Origin of the sequence: Pseudomonas sp. BIGb0164 (assembly GCF_024810135.1) — a bacterium.
Lineage (GTDB): Bacteria > Pseudomonadota > Gammaproteobacteria > Pseudomonadales > Pseudomonadaceae > Aquipseudomonas.
Map to the genome: position 1 here is coordinate 15,079 of NZ_JANUEA010000011.1, position 16,801 is coordinate 31,879.

30 protein-coding genes are annotated in these 16,801 nt (G+C 54.4%); all 30 read left to right on the forward strand.

The window, feature by feature from the left end; genetic code table 11:
- The first annotated feature begins 59 nt into the window (after positions 1-59).
- The 30 genes from rpsL to rpsD all read left to right on the forward strand — a co-directional run bounded on the left by rpsL (position 60) and on the right by rpsD (position 16,788).
- Positions 60-431, forward strand: a complete 372-nt coding sequence (gene rpsL / locus M2394_RS25645; RefSeq protein ID WP_002555494.1) for a 30S ribosomal protein S12 — start codon at positions 60-62, stop codon at positions 429-431.
- A 118-nt stretch (positions 432-549) separates the two neighbouring features.
- Entirely contained in the window at positions 550-1,020 is a 471-nt protein-coding gene (gene rpsG, locus M2394_RS25650; RefSeq protein WP_002555493.1) for a 30S ribosomal protein S7, read from the forward strand.
- Between the two features lie 30 nt (positions 1,021-1,050).
- Positions 1,051-3,156: an elongation factor G gene (gene fusA / locus M2394_RS25655; protein WP_178924237.1), complete on the forward strand. Its 2,106-nt coding sequence runs from the start codon at positions 1,051-1,053 to the stop codon at positions 3,154-3,156.
- A gap of 30 nt (positions 3,157-3,186) precedes the next feature.
- Positions 3,187-4,380, forward strand: a complete 1,194-nt coding sequence (tuf, locus tag M2394_RS25660) for an elongation factor Tu (protein WP_259175052.1) — start codon at positions 3,187-3,189, stop codon at positions 4,378-4,380.
- A 158-nt stretch (positions 4,381-4,538) separates the two neighbouring features.
- Entirely contained in the window at positions 4,539-4,850 is a 312-nt protein-coding gene (gene rpsJ / locus M2394_RS25665) for a 30S ribosomal protein S10 (protein ID WP_003186070.1), read from the forward strand.
- A gap of 81 nt (positions 4,851-4,931) precedes the next feature.
- A complete protein-coding gene (rplC, locus tag M2394_RS25670; RefSeq protein WP_003194649.1) occupies positions 4,932-5,567 on the forward strand; it encodes a 50S ribosomal protein L3 in 636 nt (211 codons plus the stop codon).
- A 12-nt stretch (positions 5,568-5,579) separates the two neighbouring features.
- Entirely contained in the window at positions 5,580-6,182 is a 603-nt protein-coding gene (gene rplD / locus M2394_RS25675) for a 50S ribosomal protein L4 (protein ID WP_003176424.1), read from the forward strand.
- Positions 6,179-6,478, forward strand: a complete 300-nt coding sequence (gene rplW / locus M2394_RS25680; protein WP_002555488.1) for a 50S ribosomal protein L23 — start codon at positions 6,179-6,181, stop codon at positions 6,476-6,478. Before rplD ends, rplW begins: the two co-directional genes overlap by 4 nt.
- Before the next feature lie 14 nt (positions 6,479-6,492).
- Entirely contained in the window at positions 6,493-7,317 is an 825-nt protein-coding gene (gene rplB, locus M2394_RS25685) for a 50S ribosomal protein L2 (protein ID WP_003186055.1), read from the forward strand.
- Between the two features lie 16 nt (positions 7,318-7,333).
- Positions 7,334-7,609, forward strand: coding sequence for a 30S ribosomal protein S19 (rpsS, locus tag M2394_RS25690; RefSeq protein WP_002555486.1), 276 nt, complete (start codon positions 7,334-7,336; stop codon positions 7,607-7,609).
- Positions 7,610-7,620: 11 nt separating this feature from the next.
- A complete protein-coding gene (gene rplV, locus M2394_RS25695) occupies positions 7,621-7,953 on the forward strand; it encodes a 50S ribosomal protein L22 (RefSeq protein ID WP_003103908.1) in 333 nt (110 codons plus the stop codon).
- Positions 7,954-7,966: 13 nt separating this feature from the next.
- Positions 7,967-8,653, forward strand: coding sequence for a 30S ribosomal protein S3 (gene rpsC, locus M2394_RS25700; RefSeq protein ID WP_003176422.1), 687 nt, complete (start codon positions 7,967-7,969; stop codon positions 8,651-8,653).
- 12 nt (positions 8,654-8,665) lie between these two features.
- Complete coding sequence (gene rplP, locus M2394_RS25705) at positions 8,666-9,079, forward strand: 50S ribosomal protein L16 (RefSeq protein ID WP_003176421.1); 414 nt, start codon at positions 8,666-8,668, stop codon at positions 9,077-9,079.
- Entirely contained in the window at positions 9,079-9,270 is a 192-nt protein-coding gene (gene rpmC, locus M2394_RS25710; RefSeq protein ID WP_002555481.1) for a 50S ribosomal protein L29, read from the forward strand. The genes rplP and rpmC overlap by 1 nt, the downstream gene beginning before the upstream one ends.
- Before the next feature lie 2 nt (positions 9,271-9,272).
- Positions 9,273-9,539, forward strand: a complete 267-nt coding sequence (gene rpsQ / locus M2394_RS25715; RefSeq protein ID WP_003176419.1) for a 30S ribosomal protein S17 — start codon at positions 9,273-9,275, stop codon at positions 9,537-9,539.
- Positions 9,540-9,562: 23 nt separating this feature from the next.
- Positions 9,563-9,931, forward strand: a complete 369-nt coding sequence (gene rplN / locus M2394_RS25720; protein ID WP_002555479.1) for a 50S ribosomal protein L14 — start codon at positions 9,563-9,565, stop codon at positions 9,929-9,931.
- 11 nt (positions 9,932-9,942) lie between these two features.
- Entirely contained in the window at positions 9,943-10,257 is a 315-nt protein-coding gene (gene rplX, locus M2394_RS25725; RefSeq protein ID WP_007896770.1) for a 50S ribosomal protein L24, read from the forward strand.
- Between the two features lie 22 nt (positions 10,258-10,279).
- On the forward strand, positions 10,280-10,819 hold the full coding sequence (gene rplE, locus M2394_RS25730; protein ID WP_003194642.1) for a 50S ribosomal protein L5: 540 nt from the start codon (positions 10,280-10,282) through the stop codon (positions 10,817-10,819).
- Between the two features lie 13 nt (positions 10,820-10,832).
- Positions 10,833-11,138: a 30S ribosomal protein S14 gene (rpsN, locus tag M2394_RS25735; protein WP_003176414.1), complete on the forward strand. Its 306-nt coding sequence runs from the start codon at positions 10,833-10,835 to the stop codon at positions 11,136-11,138.
- A gap of 208 nt (positions 11,139-11,346) precedes the next feature.
- Complete coding sequence (gene rpsH / locus M2394_RS25740; RefSeq protein ID WP_010206883.1) at positions 11,347-11,739, forward strand: 30S ribosomal protein S8; 393 nt, start codon at positions 11,347-11,349, stop codon at positions 11,737-11,739.
- Between the two features lie 12 nt (positions 11,740-11,751).
- A complete protein-coding gene (gene rplF, locus M2394_RS25745; protein WP_003194640.1) occupies positions 11,752-12,285 on the forward strand; it encodes a 50S ribosomal protein L6 in 534 nt (177 codons plus the stop codon).
- A 10-nt stretch (positions 12,286-12,295) separates the two neighbouring features.
- Positions 12,296-12,646 (forward strand): 50S ribosomal protein L18, encoded by a 351-nt coding sequence (rplR, locus tag M2394_RS25750; RefSeq protein ID WP_003186037.1) that lies wholly within the window; start codon positions 12,296-12,298, stop codon positions 12,644-12,646.
- A 3-nt stretch (positions 12,647-12,649) separates the two neighbouring features.
- Positions 12,650-13,150 (forward strand): 30S ribosomal protein S5, encoded by a 501-nt coding sequence (gene rpsE, locus M2394_RS25755; protein ID WP_003176409.1) that lies wholly within the window; start codon positions 12,650-12,652, stop codon positions 13,148-13,150.
- A 2-nt stretch (positions 13,151-13,152) separates the two neighbouring features.
- Positions 13,153-13,329: a 50S ribosomal protein L30 gene (gene rpmD / locus M2394_RS25760; RefSeq protein WP_003176408.1), complete on the forward strand. Its 177-nt coding sequence runs from the start codon at positions 13,153-13,155 to the stop codon at positions 13,327-13,329.
- Positions 13,330-13,332: 3 nt separating this feature from the next.
- A complete protein-coding gene (gene rplO / locus M2394_RS25765) occupies positions 13,333-13,770 on the forward strand; it encodes a 50S ribosomal protein L15 (protein ID WP_060755285.1) in 438 nt (145 codons plus the stop codon).
- Complete coding sequence (secY, locus tag M2394_RS25770) at positions 13,771-15,099, forward strand: preprotein translocase subunit SecY (protein WP_071485371.1); 1,329 nt, start codon at positions 13,771-13,773, stop codon at positions 15,097-15,099. It abuts the gene before it with no gap.
- Between the two features lie 27 nt (positions 15,100-15,126).
- Positions 15,127-15,243, forward strand: a complete 117-nt coding sequence (gene rpmJ / locus M2394_RS25775) for a 50S ribosomal protein L36 (protein WP_002555468.1) — start codon at positions 15,127-15,129, stop codon at positions 15,241-15,243.
- 129 nt (positions 15,244-15,372) lie between these two features.
- Positions 15,373-15,729 carry a 30S ribosomal protein S13 gene (gene rpsM / locus M2394_RS25780; RefSeq protein ID WP_003194635.1) on the forward strand — a complete coding sequence of 119 codons (357 nt, stop codon included), beginning with the start codon at positions 15,373-15,375 and terminating at the stop codon, positions 15,727-15,729.
- 30 nt (positions 15,730-15,759) lie between these two features.
- A complete protein-coding gene (gene rpsK, locus M2394_RS25785; protein ID WP_002555466.1) occupies positions 15,760-16,149 on the forward strand; it encodes a 30S ribosomal protein S11 in 390 nt (129 codons plus the stop codon).
- Positions 16,150-16,167: 18 nt separating this feature from the next.
- The gene (rpsD, locus tag M2394_RS25790) at positions 16,168-16,788 is read left to right on the forward strand and encodes a 30S ribosomal protein S4 (RefSeq protein WP_003176404.1); all 621 of its coding nucleotides are present in this window, start codon (positions 16,168-16,170) and stop codon (positions 16,786-16,788) included.
- The last annotated feature ends 13 nt before the right edge of the window (positions 16,789-16,801 follow it).

Sequence of the window (16,801 nt, forward strand, 5' to 3'; positions counted from 1 at the left end):
CTGCCATTTTGCTTTTCTTGCAAGACAATAGCGTCGCAAGACAACAGTGGAGCTAGTAGATGGCAACTATCAACCAGCTGGTACGTCAGCCGCGTAAGCGTATCGTCGAGAAATCCGACGTACCTGCGCTGCAGAACTGCCCGCAACGTCGTGGCGTATGCACTCGCGTGTATACCACTACGCCGAAAAAACCTAACTCGGCACTGCGTAAAGTATGCCGTGTGCGCCTGACCAACGGTTTCGAGGTTTCCTCGTACATCGGCGGTGAAGGTCACAACCTGCAAGAGCACAGCGTGGTACTGATCCGCGGCGGTCGTGTAAAAGACTTGCCAGGTGTTCGTTACCACACCGTACGCGGTTCCTTGGATACTTCCGGCGTTAAAGGTCGTAACCAGGGTCGTTCGAAGTACGGTACCAAGAAGCCTAAGTAGTAGCGGCTTTTTGTAACACTGAATCATCTAATTTTCTGAGTCGATAAGAGTAAGGTCGGAGGCGTCCCGAAAGGGCACCGATTCCGAGCGAACCTGAAGACCGTTTGAGGGCTTATCCATGCCAAGAAGACGCGTAGCAGCCAAGCGCGAAGTGCTTGACGATCCAAAATACGGAAGCCAAATTCTGGCCAAGTTCATGAACCACGTGATGGAAAGCGGCAAGAAAGCCGTTGCCGAGCGTATCGTTTATGGCGCGCTGGAAAAGGTTAAAGAACGCAAGAACAGCGACCCCCTGGAAATCTTCGAGAAAGCTCTCGACGCCATCGCTCCGCTGGTCGAAGTGAAGTCGCGCCGTGTAGGCGGTGCTACTTACCAGGTTCCGGTTGAAGTTCGCCCGTCCCGTCGTAACGCTCTGGCAATGCGCTGGTTGGTAGACTTCGCCCGTAAGCGCGGCGAGAAGTCTATGGCTCTGCGTTTGGCTGGCGAACTGTTGGACGCTGCTGAAGGTAAAGGTGCTGCTGTTAAGAAGCGTGAAGACGTGCACCGTATGGCTGAAGCTAACAAAGCTTTCTCGCACTACCGCTTCTAATTTTAGCTTCACTAATTTTGCGAGGGCTTTATGGCTCGTACTACTCCGATTAGCCGCTACCGTAACATCGGTATCGTTGCTCACGTGGATGCTGGTAAAACCACCACCACCGAGCGCGTACTGTTTTACACCGGCAAAAGTCACAAAATGGGCGAGGTGCATGACGGCGCCGCGACCACAGACTGGATGGTTCAGGAGCAGGAGCGTGGTATTACCATTACTTCTGCTGCTATTACCGCCTTCTGGAAAGGTTCCGAGAAGCAGTACAAAGACGAGCACCGCTTCAACGTTATCGATACCCCGGGCCACGTAGACTTCACCATTGAAGTGGAACGTTCCCTGCGCGTACTCGACGGCGCTGTCGTTGTGTTCTGCGGTACCTCGGGTGTTGAGCCTCAGTCGGAAACCGTATGGCGTCAGGCCAACAAATACGGCGTTCCACGTCTTGTTTACGTAAACAAGATGGACCGTGCTGGTGCCAACTTCCTGCGCGTGATCGGTCAGATCAAGCAGCGTCTGGGTCACACTCCGGTGCCGATCCAGTTGGCTATCGGTTCCGAAGATAACTTCCAGGGTCAGATCGATCTGATCAACATGGAAGCTGTCTACTGGAATGACGCTGACAAAGGTATGGTTCCTGTTCGCAAGCCGATCCCTGCCGAGCTTCAAGAGCTGGCTGACGAGTGGCGCAACAACATGGTTGAGGCTGCTGCCGAAGCCAGCGAAGAGCTGATGAACAAGTACCTCGAAGGTGAAGAACTCACCAACGCGGAAATCAAGGCCGCTCTGCGTCAGCGTACCATCGCTGGCGAAATCGTCCTGGCTGTTTGCGGTTCCTCGTTCAAGAACAAGGGTGTTCCCCTGGTTCTCGACGCCGTTATCGACTTCCTGCCTGCTCCAACCGATATTCCTGCTATCAAGGGTTCGAACCCTGATAACGAGGAAGAAGAGATGGAGCGTCACGCAAGTGATGACGAGCCGTTCTCGGCTTTGGCGTTCAAGATCGCTACCGACCCATTCGTGGGTACTTTGACTTTCGTCCGCGTTTACTCGGGCGTGTTGGCATCCGGCGACGGCGTGATCAACTCGGTCAAAGGCAAGAAAGAGCGTGTGGGTCGTATGGTGCAAATGCACGCAAACGCCCGCGAAGAGATCAAGGAAGTACGCGCTGGTGACATCGCGGCCCTGATCGGCATGAAGGACGTCACCACTGGTGAGACTTTGTGCGACGCTGCCAAGCCAATCATCCTGGTTCGCATGGACTTCCCGGAGCCGGTTATTTCGGTTGCCGTAGAGCCTAAGACCAAGGATGACCAGGAAAAAATGGGTATCGCTCTGGGCAAGCTTGCTCAGGAAGATCCATCTTTCCGCGTCAAGACTGATGAAGAGACTGGTCAAACGATCATCTCCGGCATGGGCGAGTTGCACCTGGACATCCTGGTTGACCGGATGCGCCGTGAGTTCAACGTCGAAGCCAACATCGGTAAGCCTCAGGTTTCCTATCGTGAGCGCATCACGAAGAACTGTGAAATCGAAGGCAAGTTCGTTCGTCAGTCCGGCGGTCGTGGTCAGTTCGGTCACTGCTGGATCCGTTTTGCTCCTGCTGACGAAGGTCAGGAAGGTCTGCAATTCTTGAACGAAGTAGTGGGTGGTGTGGTTCCTAAGGAATACATCCCGGCTATCCAGAAGGGCATCGAAGAGCAGATGAAGAACGGTGTTGTTGCCGGCTATCCGCTGATCGGCCTGAAAGCAACCGTTTTTGACGGTTCTTACCACGACGTCGACTCCAACGAGATGGCGTTTAAGGTGGCTGCCTCCATGGCTACCAAGCAACTGGCCCAGAAGGGCGGTGGTGAGTTGCTTGAGCCGATCATGGCGGTAGAAGTTGTTACACCTGAAGACTATATGGGTGATGTCATGGGCGACCTTAACCGTCGTCGCGGCATGATCTTGGGTATGGAAGACACGGTTTCCGGCAAAGTGATTCGCGCCGAGGTTCCGTTGGGTGAGATGTTCGGTTATGCGACCGACGTTCGCTCCATGTCCCAGGGTCGCGCAAGCTACTCTATGGAATTCAAAAAATACAACACAGCTCCGGCGCACATCGCTGAAACTGTATCCAAAAAACAAGGCTGATTCAGTCCTTTAGGCAAGGAGTTAATTGTCGTGGCTAAAGAAAAATTTGATCGTTCCCTACCGCACGTAAACGTTGGCACCATCGGCCACGTTGACCACGGTAAAACCACTCTGACCGCTGCTCTGACTCGCGTCTGCTCCGAAGTTTTCGGTTCGGCTCGTGTTGACTTCGACAAGATCGACAGCGCACCAGAAGAAAAAGCTCGTGGTATCACCATCAACACCGCTCACGTTGAGTACAACTCGACTATTCGTCACTACGCTCACGTTGACTGCCCAGGTCACGCTGACTACGTGAAGAACATGATCACCGGTGCTGCCCAGATGGACGGCGCGATCCTGGTTTGCTCGGCCGCTGATGGTCCGATGCCACAAACCCGTGAGCACATCCTGCTGTCCCGTCAGGTAGGCGTTCCGTACATCGTGGTTTTCCTGAACAAGGCTGACCTGGTAGACGACGCTGAGCTGCTGGAACTGGTTGAGATGGAGGTGCGCGATCTGCTGAGCACTTACGACTTCCCAGGTGACGACACTCCGATCATCATCGGTTCTGCTCGTATGGCTCTGGAAGGCAACGACGAAAACGAAATGGGCACCACTGCCGTTCGTAAACTGGTTGAAACCCTGGACAGCTACATCCCAGAACCAGTTCGTCTGACTGACAAGCCGTTCCTGATGCCAATCGAAGACGTGTTCTCGATCTCCGGTCGCGGTACTGTTGTGACTGGTCGTATCGAGCGCGGTATCGTTCGCGTTCAGGATCCACTGGAAATCGTTGGTCTGCGTGACACTACCCTCACCACCTGCACCGGTGTTGAAATGTTCCGTAAGCTGCTCGACGAAGGTCGTGCTGGCGAGAACTGCGGCGTTCTGCTGCGTGGTACCAAGCGTGACGACGTTGAGCGTGGCCAGGTTCTGGTTAAGCCAGGTTCGGTTAAGCCGCACACCAAGTTCACCGCAGAAGTTTACGTTCTGAGCAAGGAAGAAGGCGGTCGTCACACTCCGTTCTTCAAAGGCTACCGTCCACAGTTCTACTTCCGTACTACTGACGTGACCGGTAACTGCGAGCTGCCAGAAGGCGTTGAAATGGTAATGCCAGGCGATAACATTCAAATGACTGTTACCCTGATCAAAACCATCGCAATGGAAGACGGTCTGCGCTTCGCTATCCGTGAAGGCGGCCGTACCGTTGGTGCTGGCGTTGTAGCTAAAATCATCGAGTAATTATCTCTTCTGAGATAGTGCTGATGTTTTGAGAAAGCCCCCGCTCAGCGGGGGCTTTTTTATTGGGTTGACACCTATCTGGGGCGTCTATAGAATTGCGCCTCCTTTTAACGGGCGCATTGCGCCCGGTGGGAATAGCAGCCGGAGTCTGAAATCCAATGCAAAATCAGCAAATCCGTATCAGGTTGAAGGCTTTTGACCATCGCCTGATCGACCAATCCACCCAGGAAATCGTGGAAACCGCGAAACGTACTGGTGCTCAAGTGCGTGGTCCAATTCCACTGCCTACCCGTAAAGAGCGGTTCACCGTTCTGGTCTCCCCGCACGTCAACAAAGACGCGCGTGACCAGTACGAGATCCGTACTCATAAGCGCGTACTGGACATCGTCCAGCCAACGGATAAAACCGTTGATGCACTTATGAAGCTCGATCTGGCGGCCGGTGTGGAAGTACAGATCAGCCTCGGCTAAGACTCGGGTCTTAGTCGTGTAACGCTCTGAAATGGGCGGCCATAGCGGGTGAAAGCCCCGTACACTCATGAGGTTTACAACATGACTATTGGTGTAGTCGGTCGTAAATGCGGTATGACCCGTATTTTCACCGAAGAAGGTGTCTCCATTCCGGTCACGGTCATTGAGATCGAGCCGAATCGCGTCACCCAGTTCAAAACTGAAGAAACCGATGGCTATCGTGCAGTGCAAGTCACTGTCGGCGAGCGTCGTGCTTCGCGCGTGACTGCTGCTCAAGCAGGTCACTTCGCTAAGGCAAACGTTGCAGCTGGTCGCACTGTCATGGAGTTCCGTCTTGAAGACGGCGACTACCAGGCTGGCGATCTGATCAACGCTGAAATCTTCGCTGCTGGTCAACTGGTTGATGTAACCGGTCAGTCCAAAGGTAAAGGCTTCCAGGGTACGATCAAGCGTTGGAATTTCCGTGGCCAAGACAACACTCACGGTAACTCCGTTTCCCACCGCGTCCCGGGCTCTATTGGCCAGTGCCAGACTCCTGGTCGTGTATTCAAGGGCAAGAAAATGTCCGGTCATATGGGCGCTGAGCGCGTGACCGTGCAGTCCCTCGAAGTAGTGCGCGTCGACGCTGAACGCAATCTGTTGTTGGTCAAGGGTGCTGTTCCTGGCGCTACTGGCGGCAACCTGGTTGTACGTCCAGCGGCCAAGGCTCGCGGTTAAGGGGAAGCTGACATGCAATTAAATGTAAATGACGCTCAAGCGATCGAAGTTTCCGAACTGACATTTGGCGGCGAATTCAACGAGACGCTGGTTCACCAAGCAGTCGTGGCCTACATGGCCGGCGGCCGTCAAGGTAGCAAGCAGCAAAAGACCCGTTCCGACGTTCGTGGTGGCGGTAAGCGCCCTTGGCGTCAGAAAGGTACTGGCCGTGCTCGTGCCGGTACTATCCGTAGCCCAATCTGGCGTGGCGGCGGTACCACTTTCGCAGCTCGTCCGCAGGATCACTCGCAGAAGCTCAACAAGAAGATGTACCGCGCAGCTCTGCGCTCCATCCTTGCTGAACTCGTGCGTACCGACCGCCTGGTCGTGGTTCAGGACTTCGCTGTTGAAAGCCCGAAAACCAAAGATCTGCTGGGCAAACTGAACAACATGAGCCTGACCGACGTTTTGATCGTGTCGGAAGCTGTTGATCAGAACCTGTACCTGGCTGCTCGTAACCTGCCACACGTTGATGTACGTGACGTGCAAGGTTCCGATCCAGTTAGTCTGATCGCATACGACAAGGTGTTGATCACTGTGTCGGCCGTGAAGAAATTCGAGGAGCTGCTGGGATGAACCAGGAACGCGTATTTAAAGTTCTGCTTGGCCCGCACGTTTCCGAAAAGGCTACGGTTCTGGCTGACAAGAAAGGCCAGTTCGTTTTCAAGGTTGCAACTGACGCAACCAAGCTGGAAATCAAGAAGGCCGTCGAAAGCCTGTTCAGCGTGAAAGTAGAGCGTGTTACTACCCTGAACGTTCTGGGTAAGAGCAAGCGCACTGCTCGCGGTCTGGGCAAGCGTAATGACTGGAAGAAGGCAGTTATCTCCCTTCAGCCAGGCCAAGATCTCGATTTCAGCAGCAGTGCTGAGTAAGGAAGGGGTGCATCATGGCAATCGTTAAATGCAAACCGACTTCCCCTGGCCGCCGTTTTGTGGTCAAGGTGGTCAACCAGGAGCTGCATAAAGGCGCTCCTCACGCACCGCTGCTCGAGAAGAAATCGAAGTCTGGTGGTCGTAACAACAATGGTCGTATTACCACTCGTCACATCGGTGGTGGCCATAAGCAGCATTATCGTCTGGTCGATTTCCGTCGCAACGACAAAGATGGCATCGCTGCCACTGTCGAGCGTATCGAATACGATCCAAACCGTACTGCTCACATCGCTCTGCTGCTGTACGCAGATGGCGAGCGTCGCTACATCATCGCCCCTAAAGGCGTGAGCGCTGGCGACCAGCTGATCGCAGGTGCCTTGGCACCGATCAAGCCGGGCAACGCTCTGCAACTGCGCAACATTCCAGTTGGTAGCACCGTACACGGCATCGAATTGAAGCCAGGTAAAGGCGCACAAATCGCTCGTTCCGCTGGTGCTTCGGCTCAGCTGATCGCTCGTGAAGGTGTCTACGTGACCCTGCGTCTGCGTTCTGGTGAGATGCGTAAAGTGCTGGCTGAGTGCCGCGCGACCCTGGGCGAAGTCTCGAACTCCGAGCACAGCCTGCGTTCGCTGGGTAAAGCTGGTGCCAAACGCTGGCGTGGCGTTCGCCCAACCGTTCGTGGTGTTGCCATGAACCCGGTTGACCACCCACACGGTGGTGGTGAAGGTCGTACCTCTGGTGGTCGTCATCCGGTATCGCCATGGGGCTTCCCGACTAAGGGCGCGAAGACTCGTGGTAATAAGCGTACCGACAAAATGATCGTCCGTCGTCGCAAGTAAATAGAGGGATACGACAGTGCCACGTTCTCTGAAAAAAGGTCCTTTTATTGATCTTCACCTACTGAAGAAGATCGAAGTGGCGGCGGAAAAGAACGATCGCAAACCAGTTAAGACCTGGTCGCGTCGTTCGATGATCCTGCCACAAATGGTCGGTCTGACCATCGCAGTACACAACGGTCGTCAACACGTCCCAGTTCTCGTTAACGAAGACATGGTCGGCCACAAACTGGGCGAGTTCGCCGGTACCCGCACTTATCGTGGGCACGTGGCAGACAAGAAAGCCAAGCGTTAAGGGGTAAGGAAATGGAAGTAGCCGCTAAGTTGTCGGGCGCTCGAATCTCCGCCCAGAAAGCCCGCTTGGTCGCCGACCAGATCCGCGGGAAGAAGGTGGGCGAAGCGCTCAACCTGTTGGCTTTCAGCAGTAAGAAAGCCGCCGAGATCATGAAGAAAGTGCTGGAGTCGGCCGTAGCCAACGCCGAGCATAACGAAGGCGCAGACGTTGATGACCTGAAGGTCAGCACCGTTTTCGTCAACGAAGGGCGTTCGCTGAAGCGCATCATGCCACGTGCCAAAGGCCGTGCTGATCGCATCGTCAAGCGGTCTTGCCATATCACTGTCAAGGTTGCTGACAAGTAACGGAGTCGAAGAGATGGGTCAGAAAGTACATCCCATTGGCATTCGCCTGGGAATCGTCAAGGAGCACACCTCCGTCTGGTACGCAGACGGTCGGACTTATGCGGACTACTTGTTCGCTGATCTGAAGGTGCGTGAGTATCTCCAAGACAAACTAAAAAGCGCGTCCGTAAGCCGTATCGATATCCATCGTCCGGCCCAAACTGCACGTATCACCATCCACACCGCTCGTCCAGGTATCGTTATCGGGAAGAAAGGTGAAGATGTTGAGAAACTGCGTCAGGACCTGACCAAGCAAATGGGTGTGCCTGTGCACATCAATATCGAAGAGATCCGCAAGCCGGAGCTCGACGGTATGCTGGTTGCGCAGAGCGTAGCTCAGCAGCTGGAGCGTCGCGTAATGTTCCGTCGCGCTATGAAGCGCGCCGTACAGAACGCCATGCGCATTGGTGCCAAAGGCATCAAAATCCAAGTGAGCGGTCGTCTCGGCGGTGCTGAAATCGCACGTACTGAATGGTATCGCGAAGGTCGTGTGCCACTGCACACCCTGCGTGCCGACATCGACTATGCCAACTACGAAGCTCACACCACTTACGGTGTGATCGGTGTAAAGGTTTGGATCTTCAAAGGCGAAGTAATTGGTGGTCGCCAAGAAGAACTGAAACCACAAGCACCAGCGCCTCGTAAAAAAGCTGCTAAGTAAGGGGTACGCCAAATGTTGCAACCTAAGCGTACGAAGTTCCGCAAGCAGATGACAGGCCACAACCGTGGTCTGGCTCAGCGCGGTAGCAAAGTCAGCTTCGGCGAGTTCGCGCTGAAGTCTGTAGCTCGTGGTCGTCTCACCGCTCGTCAGATCGAGTCAGCGCGTCGTGCTCTGACCCGTCACGTAAAACGTGGTGGCAAGATCTGGATCCGTGTATTCCCGGACAAGCCGATCTCCAAAAAGCCTCTCGAGGTTCGGATGGGTAAAGGTAAGGGTAACGTGGAATACTGGGTAGCCCAGATTCAGCCAGGCAAAGTCCTGTATGAAATCGAGGGTGTTTCTGAAGAGCTGGCGCGTGAGGCTTTCGCCCTGGCTGCTGCAAAGCTGCCGCTCGCCACCTCCTTTGTTAAACGGACGGTGATGTGATGAAAGCGAATGAACTTCGTGAAAAATCCGCACAGCAGCTGAACGAGCAACTGCTCGGCCTGCTGCGCGACCAGTTCAATCTGCGTATGCAGAAAGCAACTGGCCAGTTGGGGCAGTCTCATCTGCTCTCGCAAGTTAAGCGTGACATCGCTCGCGTGAAGACTGTGCTCAACCAGCAGGCAGGTAAGTGATCATGGCTGAAGCCGAAAAGACTGTCCGTACGCTGACTGGCCGTGTTGTCAGCGACAAGATGGACAAAACCATCACCGTTCTGATCGAGCGTCGCGTTAAGCACCCGATCTACGGTAAATATGTTAAGCGTTCGACTAAGCTGCACGCGCACGACGAAACCAATCAGTGCCACATCGGCGACAAAGTCACTATTCGTGAAACTCGTCCGCTGGCCAAGACCAAGTCTTGGGCACTGGTTGATGTTCTCGAACGCGCTGTGGAAGTCTAAGGACTAGGGGTCGGAGAAATTATATGATTCAGACTCAATCCATGCTCGATGTGGCCGATAACAGCGGCGCTCGCCGTGTTATGTGCATCAAGGTGCTGGGTGGCTCCCATCGTCGTTACGCTGGTATCGGTGACATCATCAAAGTTACCGTGAAGGAAGCAATTCCTCGCGGTAAGGTGAAAAAAGGCCAAGTGATGACTGCTGTTGTAGTCCGCACTCGTCACGGCGTACGCCGTGCAGATGGCTCCATTATCCGCTTTGATGGCAACGCTGCTGTTCTTCTGAACAACAAGCAAGAGCCGATCGGCACCCGTATCTTTGGGCCAGTGACCCGTGAACTTCGTACTGAGAAGTTCATGAAGATCGTCTCGCTCGCCCCAGAAGTGCTGTAAGGAGATCCGACATGCAAAAGATTCGTCGTGACGACGAGATCATCGTGATCGCCGGCAAAGACAAAGGTAAGCGCGGTAAGGTGCTGAAGGTTCTCGCTGACGACCGTCTGGTCGTTGGTGGTCTGAACCTGGTCAAGCGTCATACCAAGCCTAACCCGATGTCGGGCGTACAGGGCGGTATCGTCGAGAAAGAAGCGCCACTGCACGCTTCTAACGTCGCCATCTTCAACGGCGAAACCAACAAGGCTGACCGCGTTGGTTTCAAAGTAGAAGACGGTAAGAAAATTCGTGTCTTCAAGTCGACCCAAAAAGCGGTTGATGCTTGAACACTGCTAGGTAGATAAGACCATGGCACGACTACAAGAGATTTACCGGAAGGAAATCGCCCCCAAGCTTAAGGAAGAACTTAAGCTCGGGAACGTGATGGAAGTTCCGCGCGTCACCAAAATCACCCTGAACATGGGTCTGGGCGAAGCGATCGGCGACAAAAAAGTCATCGAGCACGCTGTTGCTGACCTGGAAAAGATCACCGGCCAGAAAGTCGTTGTGACCTACGCTCGGAAATCCATCGCTGGCTTTAAAGTCCGTGAAGGTTGGCCGATCGGCGTCAAAGTGACCCTGCGCCGTGAGCGTATGTACGAGTTCCTGGATCGTCTGCTGTCGATCTCCCTGCCTCGGGTTCGCGACTTCCGCGGCCTGAATGCCAAGTCCTTCGACGGTCGTGGTAACTACAGCATGGGTGTGAAAGAGCAGATCATCTTCCCGGAAATCGACTACGACAAGATCGATGCTCTCCGCGGTCTGGACATCACCCTGACCACCACTGCCAAGAACGATGATGAAGGTCGCGCCCTGTTGCGTGCTTTCAAATTCCCGTTCCGCAACTGATTGGAGTAGGACCATGGCCAAGATGAGCATGAAAAACCGCGAGCTGAAGCGTCAGCTCACGGTTGCCAAGTACGCCAAGAAGCGTGCAGCACTGAAAGCAATCATCGTTGATCTGAACGCAAGTCCAGAAGCGCGTTGGGAAGCTACAGTTGCCCTGCAGAAGCAGCCACGTGACGCAAGCGCTTCGCGCATGCGTAACCGCTGCCGCCTGACCGGTCGTCCACACGGCGTTTACCGCAAGTTCGGCCTCGGCCGTAACAAACTGCGTGAAGCGGCAATGCGTGGTGACGTACCAGGTCTGGTTAAAGCCAGCTGGTAAGTACTTTCAAAGTCCGGGTGGTTGGCGTCGCAAGATAGCGACCACCGGTGACCTTGAATCTGGAACAAGCCCCTTTTGGGGCTTGTTTCATTTCCGGAGTGTGTCTAGAATACCCGGCTCGCCTGAGCCCGTGTTTTCTATGCCCGGAGATTCTCGGCGACATATGTAGCCGCAAGGCTAATTTTTTTGTATTAGGAGCGTCTAGCCCATGAGTATGCAGGACCCGTTAGCGGACATGCTAACTCGTATCCGTAATGCCCAGATGGCTGAAAAGTCCGTCGTAAGCATGCCATCTTCCAAGTTGAAGGTAGCTGTTGCCAAAGTCCTGAAAGACGAAGGCTACATTGCGGGTTATCAGATCAGCAGCGATGTAAAAGCACTGCTGTCCATCGAGCTGAAGTACTTCGAAGGCCGTTCGGTCATCGAGGAAGTGAAGCGCGTTAGCCGTCCAGGCCTGCGTCAGTACAAGTCCGCTGAAGATCTGCCGAAAGTTCGTGGCGGTCTGGGCGTGTCTATCGTCTCCACCAACAAAGGTGTGATGACGGATCGTGCTGCGCGCGCTGCCGGTGTCGGCGGCGAAGTTCTTTGCACTGTGTTCTAAGGGGGGATAAGCATGTCTCGCGTCGCTAAGAACCCCGTTAAGCTGCCAGCCGGTGTCGAAGTCAAATTCGCAGGCCAACAGCTTTCGGTGAAGGGTGCCAAGGGTACTCTTGAACTGAACATCCATTCGTCCGTTGAGATCGTTGAAGAAGCTGGTGAGCTGCGTTTCGCTGCTCGCAATGGCGATCAACAAACTCGCGCAATGGCCGGTACCACGCGTGCGTTGGTAAACAACATGGTCCAAGGCGTAAGCCAAGGCTTCGAGCGCAAGCTCCAGCTGGTCGGTGTTGGTTACAAGGCGCAAGCAAAAGGCACGGTTTTGAACCTGGCCCTTGGCTTCTCGCACCCTGTGGATTACGAACTGCCAGCGGGCATCACTGCTGAGACCCCTAGCCAGACCGATATCCTGATCAAGGGCATCGATAAGCAGCTGGTAGGTCAAGTGGCCGCTGAGATCCGCGACTTCCGTCCACCAGAGCCGTACAAAGGCAAAGGTGTGCGCTACGCGGACGAAGTCGTCCGTCGTAAAGAAGCCAAGAAGAAGTAGGGCATAGCAAATGACCGACAAAAAAGTTACTCGACTGCGTCGCGCTCGCAAAGCACGCCTGAAAATGCACGAACTCGAAGTCGTGCGTCTCTGCGTGTTCCGCTCGTCGCAGCACATCTACGCCCAGGTCATCTCGGCCGACGGCAACAAAGTCCTGGCAAGCGCCTCGACTTTGGATAAAGAACTGCGTGATGGTGCCACCGGCAACATCGACGCGGCCACAAAGGTTGGCCAGCTGGTCGCTACGCGTGCTAAGGCCGCTGGCGTCTCGCAAGTGGCTTTCGACCGCTCTGGCTTCAAGTACCACGGTCGCGTGAAAGCGCTGGCTGATGCTGCTCGTGAAGCTGGGCTGGAGTTCTAAGTTATGTCAAATAACGACCAAAAGCGCGACGAAGGCTACATTGAGAAGCTGGTTCAAGTTAACCGCGTAGCCAAAACCGTTAAAGGCGGCCGTATCTTCACTTTCACCGCGTTGACCGTGGTAGGTGATGGTAAAGGGCGTGTTGGCTTCGGCCGTGGCAAGTCGCGTGAAGTGCCTGCTGCAATCCAGAAGGCTATGGAAGCTGCTCGTCGCAACATGATCCAAGTTGATCTGAACGGCACCACTCTGCAGTACGCAATGAAGTCTGCCCATGGCGCTTCGAAGGTGTACATGCAGCCTGCTTCTGAAGGTACCGGTATCATCGCTGGCGGCGCTATGCGTGCTGTCCTCGAAGTTGCTGGCGTTCAGAACGTTCTGGCCAAGTGCTACGGCTCGACTAACCCGGTAAACGTGGTTCACGCCACCTTTAAGGGTCTGAAGGCTATGCAATCTCCTGAGTCCATCGCTGCCAAGCGTGGCCTGACTGTCAAGGAGATCTTCTGATCATGGCTACCGTTAAAGTAACGCTGATCAAAAGCATGACCGGCCGCATCCCTAACCACAAACTGTGTGTTAAAGGTCTGGGTCTGCGTCGCATCGGTCACACTGTAGAAGTCCAGGATACTCCCGAGAATCGCGGGATGATCAACAAGGCTTACTACATGCTGCGTGTAGAGGGTTAATCGATGAAACTCAATGATCTGAGTCCAGCGCCGGGTTCCCGTCGCGAAAAGCATCGTCCGGGCCGTGGTATCGGTAGCGGTTTGGGTAAGACTGGTGGCCGTGGCCACAAAGGTCAAACCTCCCGTTCCGGTGGCACCATTGCTCCAGGCTTTGAAGGCGGTCAACAGCCGCTGCATCGTCGCCTGCCTAAGTTCGGTTTCGTATCCCTGAAAGCCATGGATCGCGCAGAAGTGCGTCTGTCCGAACTGGCTAAAGTGGACGGCGACATCGTTACTCTGCAGACCCTGAAAGATGCCAACGTGATCAACGTCAACGTACAGCGTGTGAAAATCATGCTGTCCGGTGAAGTGGCTCGCGCTGTCACTATCGGCAAGGGAATCGGCGCCACCAAAGGTGCGCGTTCGGCTATCGAAGCAGCTGGCGGCAAGTTCGAGGAATAAATGGCTAAGCAAGGTGCTCTCTCAGCGCTCGGCAAAGGCGGTATGTCTGAACTTTGGGCTCGTCTGCGTTTTCTGTTCCTGGCGATTATCGTCTACCGAATAGGCGCACACATCCCGGTTCCAGGTATCAACCCGGACCGACTCGCAGACCTGTTTCGACAGAATGAGGGGACCATTCTTAGCTTGTTCAACATGTTTTCCGGCGGCGCGCTGGAGCGGATGAGCATTTTTGCACTGGGGATCATGCCGTACATTTCGGCATCGATCATCATGCAACTGATGACCGCCGTCAGCCCGCAGCTGGAACAGTTGAAGAAGGAAGGTGAAGCTGGCCGTCGCAAGATTAGCCAGTACACCCGCTACGGCACTGTCATCCTCGCCCTGGTCCAAGCTATCGGCATGTCCGTTGGCTTGGCTGGGCAGGGTGTTGCGTTCACTGGTGACTTTGGCTTCTATTTCGTCGCAGTATCCACATTTGTGGCTGGTGCGATGTTCATGATGTGGCTGGGTGAGCAGATTACTGAGCGTGGTGTTGGCAACGGTATCTCGATGTTGATTTTCGCAGGTATCGTCGCCGGTCTTCCGAGAGCAATCGGGCAGTCTTTCGAGTCTGCACGTCAGGGTGATATCAATATCTTCGCCTTGGTTGCCATCGGTTTGCTGGCAGTAGCGATTATCGGTTTTGTGGTGTTCATTGAGCGTGGTCAGCGTCGTATTGCTGTTCACTACGCCAAGCGTCAGCAGGGCCGTAAGGTCTTTGCTGCGCAGACCAGCCACTTGCCGCTGAAAGTGAATATGGCCGGTGTTATTCCGGCAATTTTCGCGAGCAGCATTTTGCTGTTTCCGGCTTCGTTGGGTACCTGGTTTGGTCAGTCTGAAAATATGGGCTGGCTGCAGGACCTCTCTCAGTCGATCGCTCCTGGTCAGCCGTTGAATATTCTGCTGTTTAGTGCAGGGATTATTTTCTTCTGCTTCTTCTATACGGCGTTGATGTTCAATCCGAAAGACGTAGCGGAAAACCTGAAGAAGTCCGGTGCCTTTATTCCGGGTATCCGTCCAGGTGAGCAGTCTGCACGCTACATTGATGGCGTTCTGACTCGTTTGACCCTGTTCGGTGCTCTATATATGACGGCCGTGTGCCTGTTGCCCCAGTTCCTGGTGGTTGCAGCAAACGTTCCGTTCTACCTTGGCGGGACCTCGTTGCTGATCGTGGTCGTGGTTGTGATGGACTTCATGTCCCAAGTACAATCGCACCTCGTTTCGCACCAGTACGAATCCCTGATGAAGAAAGCCAACCTGAAGGGTTACGGCAGCGGCATGTTGCGCTGAGTACCCATAAGGTTCGAGGAGTTGGTGATGAAAGTTCGTGCATCGGTGAAAAAGCTGTGCCGTAACTGCAAGATTATTCGCCGCGAAGGTGTTGTTCGAGTAATTTGCAGCGCGGAACCGCGTCACAAACAGCGCCAAGGCTGAGTGTGATCCGCTTGAAGCCCGGCAGCTAGTGCGCTGCCGGGTTGATTATTTGTTATTACAGCGATATTATCTCGCGCCCTATTTCTTGGCTTCCGGGGCGTAGGTAGCTGTCAATTGGAGTCCCACTGAATGGCCCGTATTGCAGGCGTTAACATTCCAGATAACAAGCACACTGTTATCTCGCTGACCTACATCTATGGTGTTGGTCGCACTACTGCGCAGAAAATTTGCGCAGTTGCTGGGGTAAACCCAGCCGCTAAGATCAAGGATCTGAGCGACGAGCAGATTGAACAGCTGCGTGGCGAAGTGGCGAAGTTCACCACTGAAGGTGACCTGCGTCGCGAAATCAACATGAAAATCAAGCGTTTGATGGACCTCGGTTGCTATCGCGGTCTGCGTCATCGTCGTGGTCTTCCAGTACGCGGTCAGCGTACCAAGACTAACGCGCGTACCCGTAAAGGTCCGCGTAAGCCGATCCGCAAGTAATCGCCCCAGCGAATCGACAGGAAAATTATCATGGCAAAACCTGCTGCTCGTCCTCGTAAAAAAGTTAAAAAGACAGTGGTTGATGGCATCGCCCACATCCATGCTTCTTTTAACAACACCATCGTGACCATCACCGACCGTCAAGGTAACGCGCTGTCTTGGGCTACCTCTGGTGGTTCGGGTTTCCGCGGTTCCCGCAAGTCCACTCCGTTCGCTGCTCAAGTAGCTGCTGAACGTGCTGGTCAAGCTGCGCTGGAATACGGCCTGAAAAACCTCGACGTTAACGTCAAAGGTCCAGGTCCAGGTCGTGAGTCTGCTGTCCGTGCTTTGAACGGCTGTGGCTATAAGATCGCCAGCATCACCGACGTGACGCCAATCCCGCACAACGGGTGCCGTCCGCCGAAGAAGCGCCGCGTGTAATCCAGGAGATTGTAAAGAATGGCTCGTTACATTGGTCCAAAATGCAAACTCGCTCGTCGCGAAGGCACCGATCTCTTCCTGAAGAGCGGCGTGCGCGCGATCGAATCGAAGTGCAACATCGAAGCAGCACCTGGTATCCACGGCCAACGCCGCGGTCGCCAGTCCGACTACGGCACCCAACTGCGTGAAAAGCAGAAGGTCCGTCGTATCTACGGCGTTCTCGAGCGTCAATTCAGCGGCTACTACAAAGAAGCTGCTGGCAAGAAAGGTGCAACCGGTGAAAACCTGCTGCAACTGCTCGAATGCCGTCTGGACAACGTTGTATACCGTATGGGCTTTGGTTCTACTCGTGCCGAATCCCGTCAGCTGGTATCGCACAAGTCGATCAGCGTTAACGGTCAGACCGTAAACGTTCCGTCCTACCAGGTTCGTGCTGGTGACGTGGTTGCAGTTCGCGAGAAAGCAAAAAACCAACTTCGCATTGTCCAAGCTCTCGATCTGTGTGCCCAACGTGGCCGCGTAGAATGGGTAGAAGTAGACACTGAGAAGAAGTCGGGCGTTTTCAAGAACGTTCCTGCTCGCAGTGATCTGTCCGCCGACATCAACGAAAGCCTGATTGTCGAGCTCTACTCCAAGTAAGGGCTAGAAAATA

Excerpts from the sequence above, each read along its gene's own strand:
- rpsL (WP_002555494.1), top strand. The coding sequence starts at position 60 with ATGGCAACTATCAACCAGCTGGTACGTCAGCCGCGTAAGCGTATCGTC.
- rpsG (WP_002555493.1), top strand. The coding sequence starts at position 550 with ATGCCAAGAAGACGCGTAGCAGCCAAGCGCGAAGTGCTTGACGATCCA.
- fusA (WP_178924237.1), top strand. The coding sequence starts at position 1,051 with ATGGCTCGTACTACTCCGATTAGCCGCTACCGTAACATCGGTATCGTT.
- rpsJ (WP_003186070.1), top strand. The coding sequence starts at position 4,539 with ATGCAAAATCAGCAAATCCGTATCAGGTTGAAGGCTTTTGACCATCGC.
- rplC (WP_003194649.1), top strand. The coding sequence starts at position 4,932 with ATGACTATTGGTGTAGTCGGTCGTAAATGCGGTATGACCCGTATTTTC.
- rplD (WP_003176424.1), top strand. The coding sequence starts at position 5,580 with ATGCAATTAAATGTAAATGACGCTCAAGCGATCGAAGTTTCCGAACTG.
- rplW (WP_002555488.1), top strand. The coding sequence starts at position 6,179 with ATGAACCAGGAACGCGTATTTAAAGTTCTGCTTGGCCCGCACGTTTCC.
- rplB (WP_003186055.1), top strand. The coding sequence starts at position 6,493 with ATGGCAATCGTTAAATGCAAACCGACTTCCCCTGGCCGCCGTTTTGTG.
- rplV (WP_003103908.1), top strand. The coding sequence starts at position 7,621 with ATGGAAGTAGCCGCTAAGTTGTCGGGCGCTCGAATCTCCGCCCAGAAA.
- rpsC (WP_003176422.1), top strand. The coding sequence starts at position 7,967 with ATGGGTCAGAAAGTACATCCCATTGGCATTCGCCTGGGAATCGTCAAG.
- rplP (WP_003176421.1), top strand. The coding sequence starts at position 8,666 with ATGTTGCAACCTAAGCGTACGAAGTTCCGCAAGCAGATGACAGGCCAC.
- rpmC (WP_002555481.1), top strand. The coding sequence starts at position 9,079 with ATGAAAGCGAATGAACTTCGTGAAAAATCCGCACAGCAGCTGAACGAG.
- rpsQ (WP_003176419.1), top strand. The coding sequence starts at position 9,273 with ATGGCTGAAGCCGAAAAGACTGTCCGTACGCTGACTGGCCGTGTTGTC.
- rplN (WP_002555479.1), top strand. The coding sequence starts at position 9,563 with ATGATTCAGACTCAATCCATGCTCGATGTGGCCGATAACAGCGGCGCT.
- rplX (WP_007896770.1), top strand. The coding sequence starts at position 9,943 with ATGCAAAAGATTCGTCGTGACGACGAGATCATCGTGATCGCCGGCAAA.
- rplE (WP_003194642.1), top strand. The coding sequence starts at position 10,280 with ATGGCACGACTACAAGAGATTTACCGGAAGGAAATCGCCCCCAAGCTT.
- rpsN (WP_003176414.1), top strand. The coding sequence starts at position 10,833 with ATGGCCAAGATGAGCATGAAAAACCGCGAGCTGAAGCGTCAGCTCACG.
- rpsH (WP_010206883.1), top strand. The coding sequence starts at position 11,347 with ATGAGTATGCAGGACCCGTTAGCGGACATGCTAACTCGTATCCGTAAT.
- rplF (WP_003194640.1), top strand. The coding sequence starts at position 11,752 with ATGTCTCGCGTCGCTAAGAACCCCGTTAAGCTGCCAGCCGGTGTCGAA.
- rplR (WP_003186037.1), top strand. The coding sequence starts at position 12,296 with ATGACCGACAAAAAAGTTACTCGACTGCGTCGCGCTCGCAAAGCACGC.
- rpsE (WP_003176409.1), top strand. The coding sequence starts at position 12,650 with ATGTCAAATAACGACCAAAAGCGCGACGAAGGCTACATTGAGAAGCTG.
- rpmD (WP_003176408.1), top strand. The coding sequence starts at position 13,153 with ATGGCTACCGTTAAAGTAACGCTGATCAAAAGCATGACCGGCCGCATC.
- rplO (WP_060755285.1), top strand. The coding sequence starts at position 13,333 with ATGAAACTCAATGATCTGAGTCCAGCGCCGGGTTCCCGTCGCGAAAAG.
- secY (WP_071485371.1), top strand. The coding sequence starts at position 13,771 with ATGGCTAAGCAAGGTGCTCTCTCAGCGCTCGGCAAAGGCGGTATGTCT.
- rpmJ (WP_002555468.1), top strand. The coding sequence starts at position 15,127 with ATGAAAGTTCGTGCATCGGTGAAAAAGCTGTGCCGTAACTGCAAGATT.
- rpsM (WP_003194635.1), top strand. The coding sequence starts at position 15,373 with ATGGCCCGTATTGCAGGCGTTAACATTCCAGATAACAAGCACACTGTT.
- rpsK (WP_002555466.1), top strand. The coding sequence starts at position 15,760 with ATGGCAAAACCTGCTGCTCGTCCTCGTAAAAAAGTTAAAAAGACAGTG.
- rpsD (WP_003176404.1), top strand. The coding sequence starts at position 16,168 with ATGGCTCGTTACATTGGTCCAAAATGCAAACTCGCTCGTCGCGAAGGC.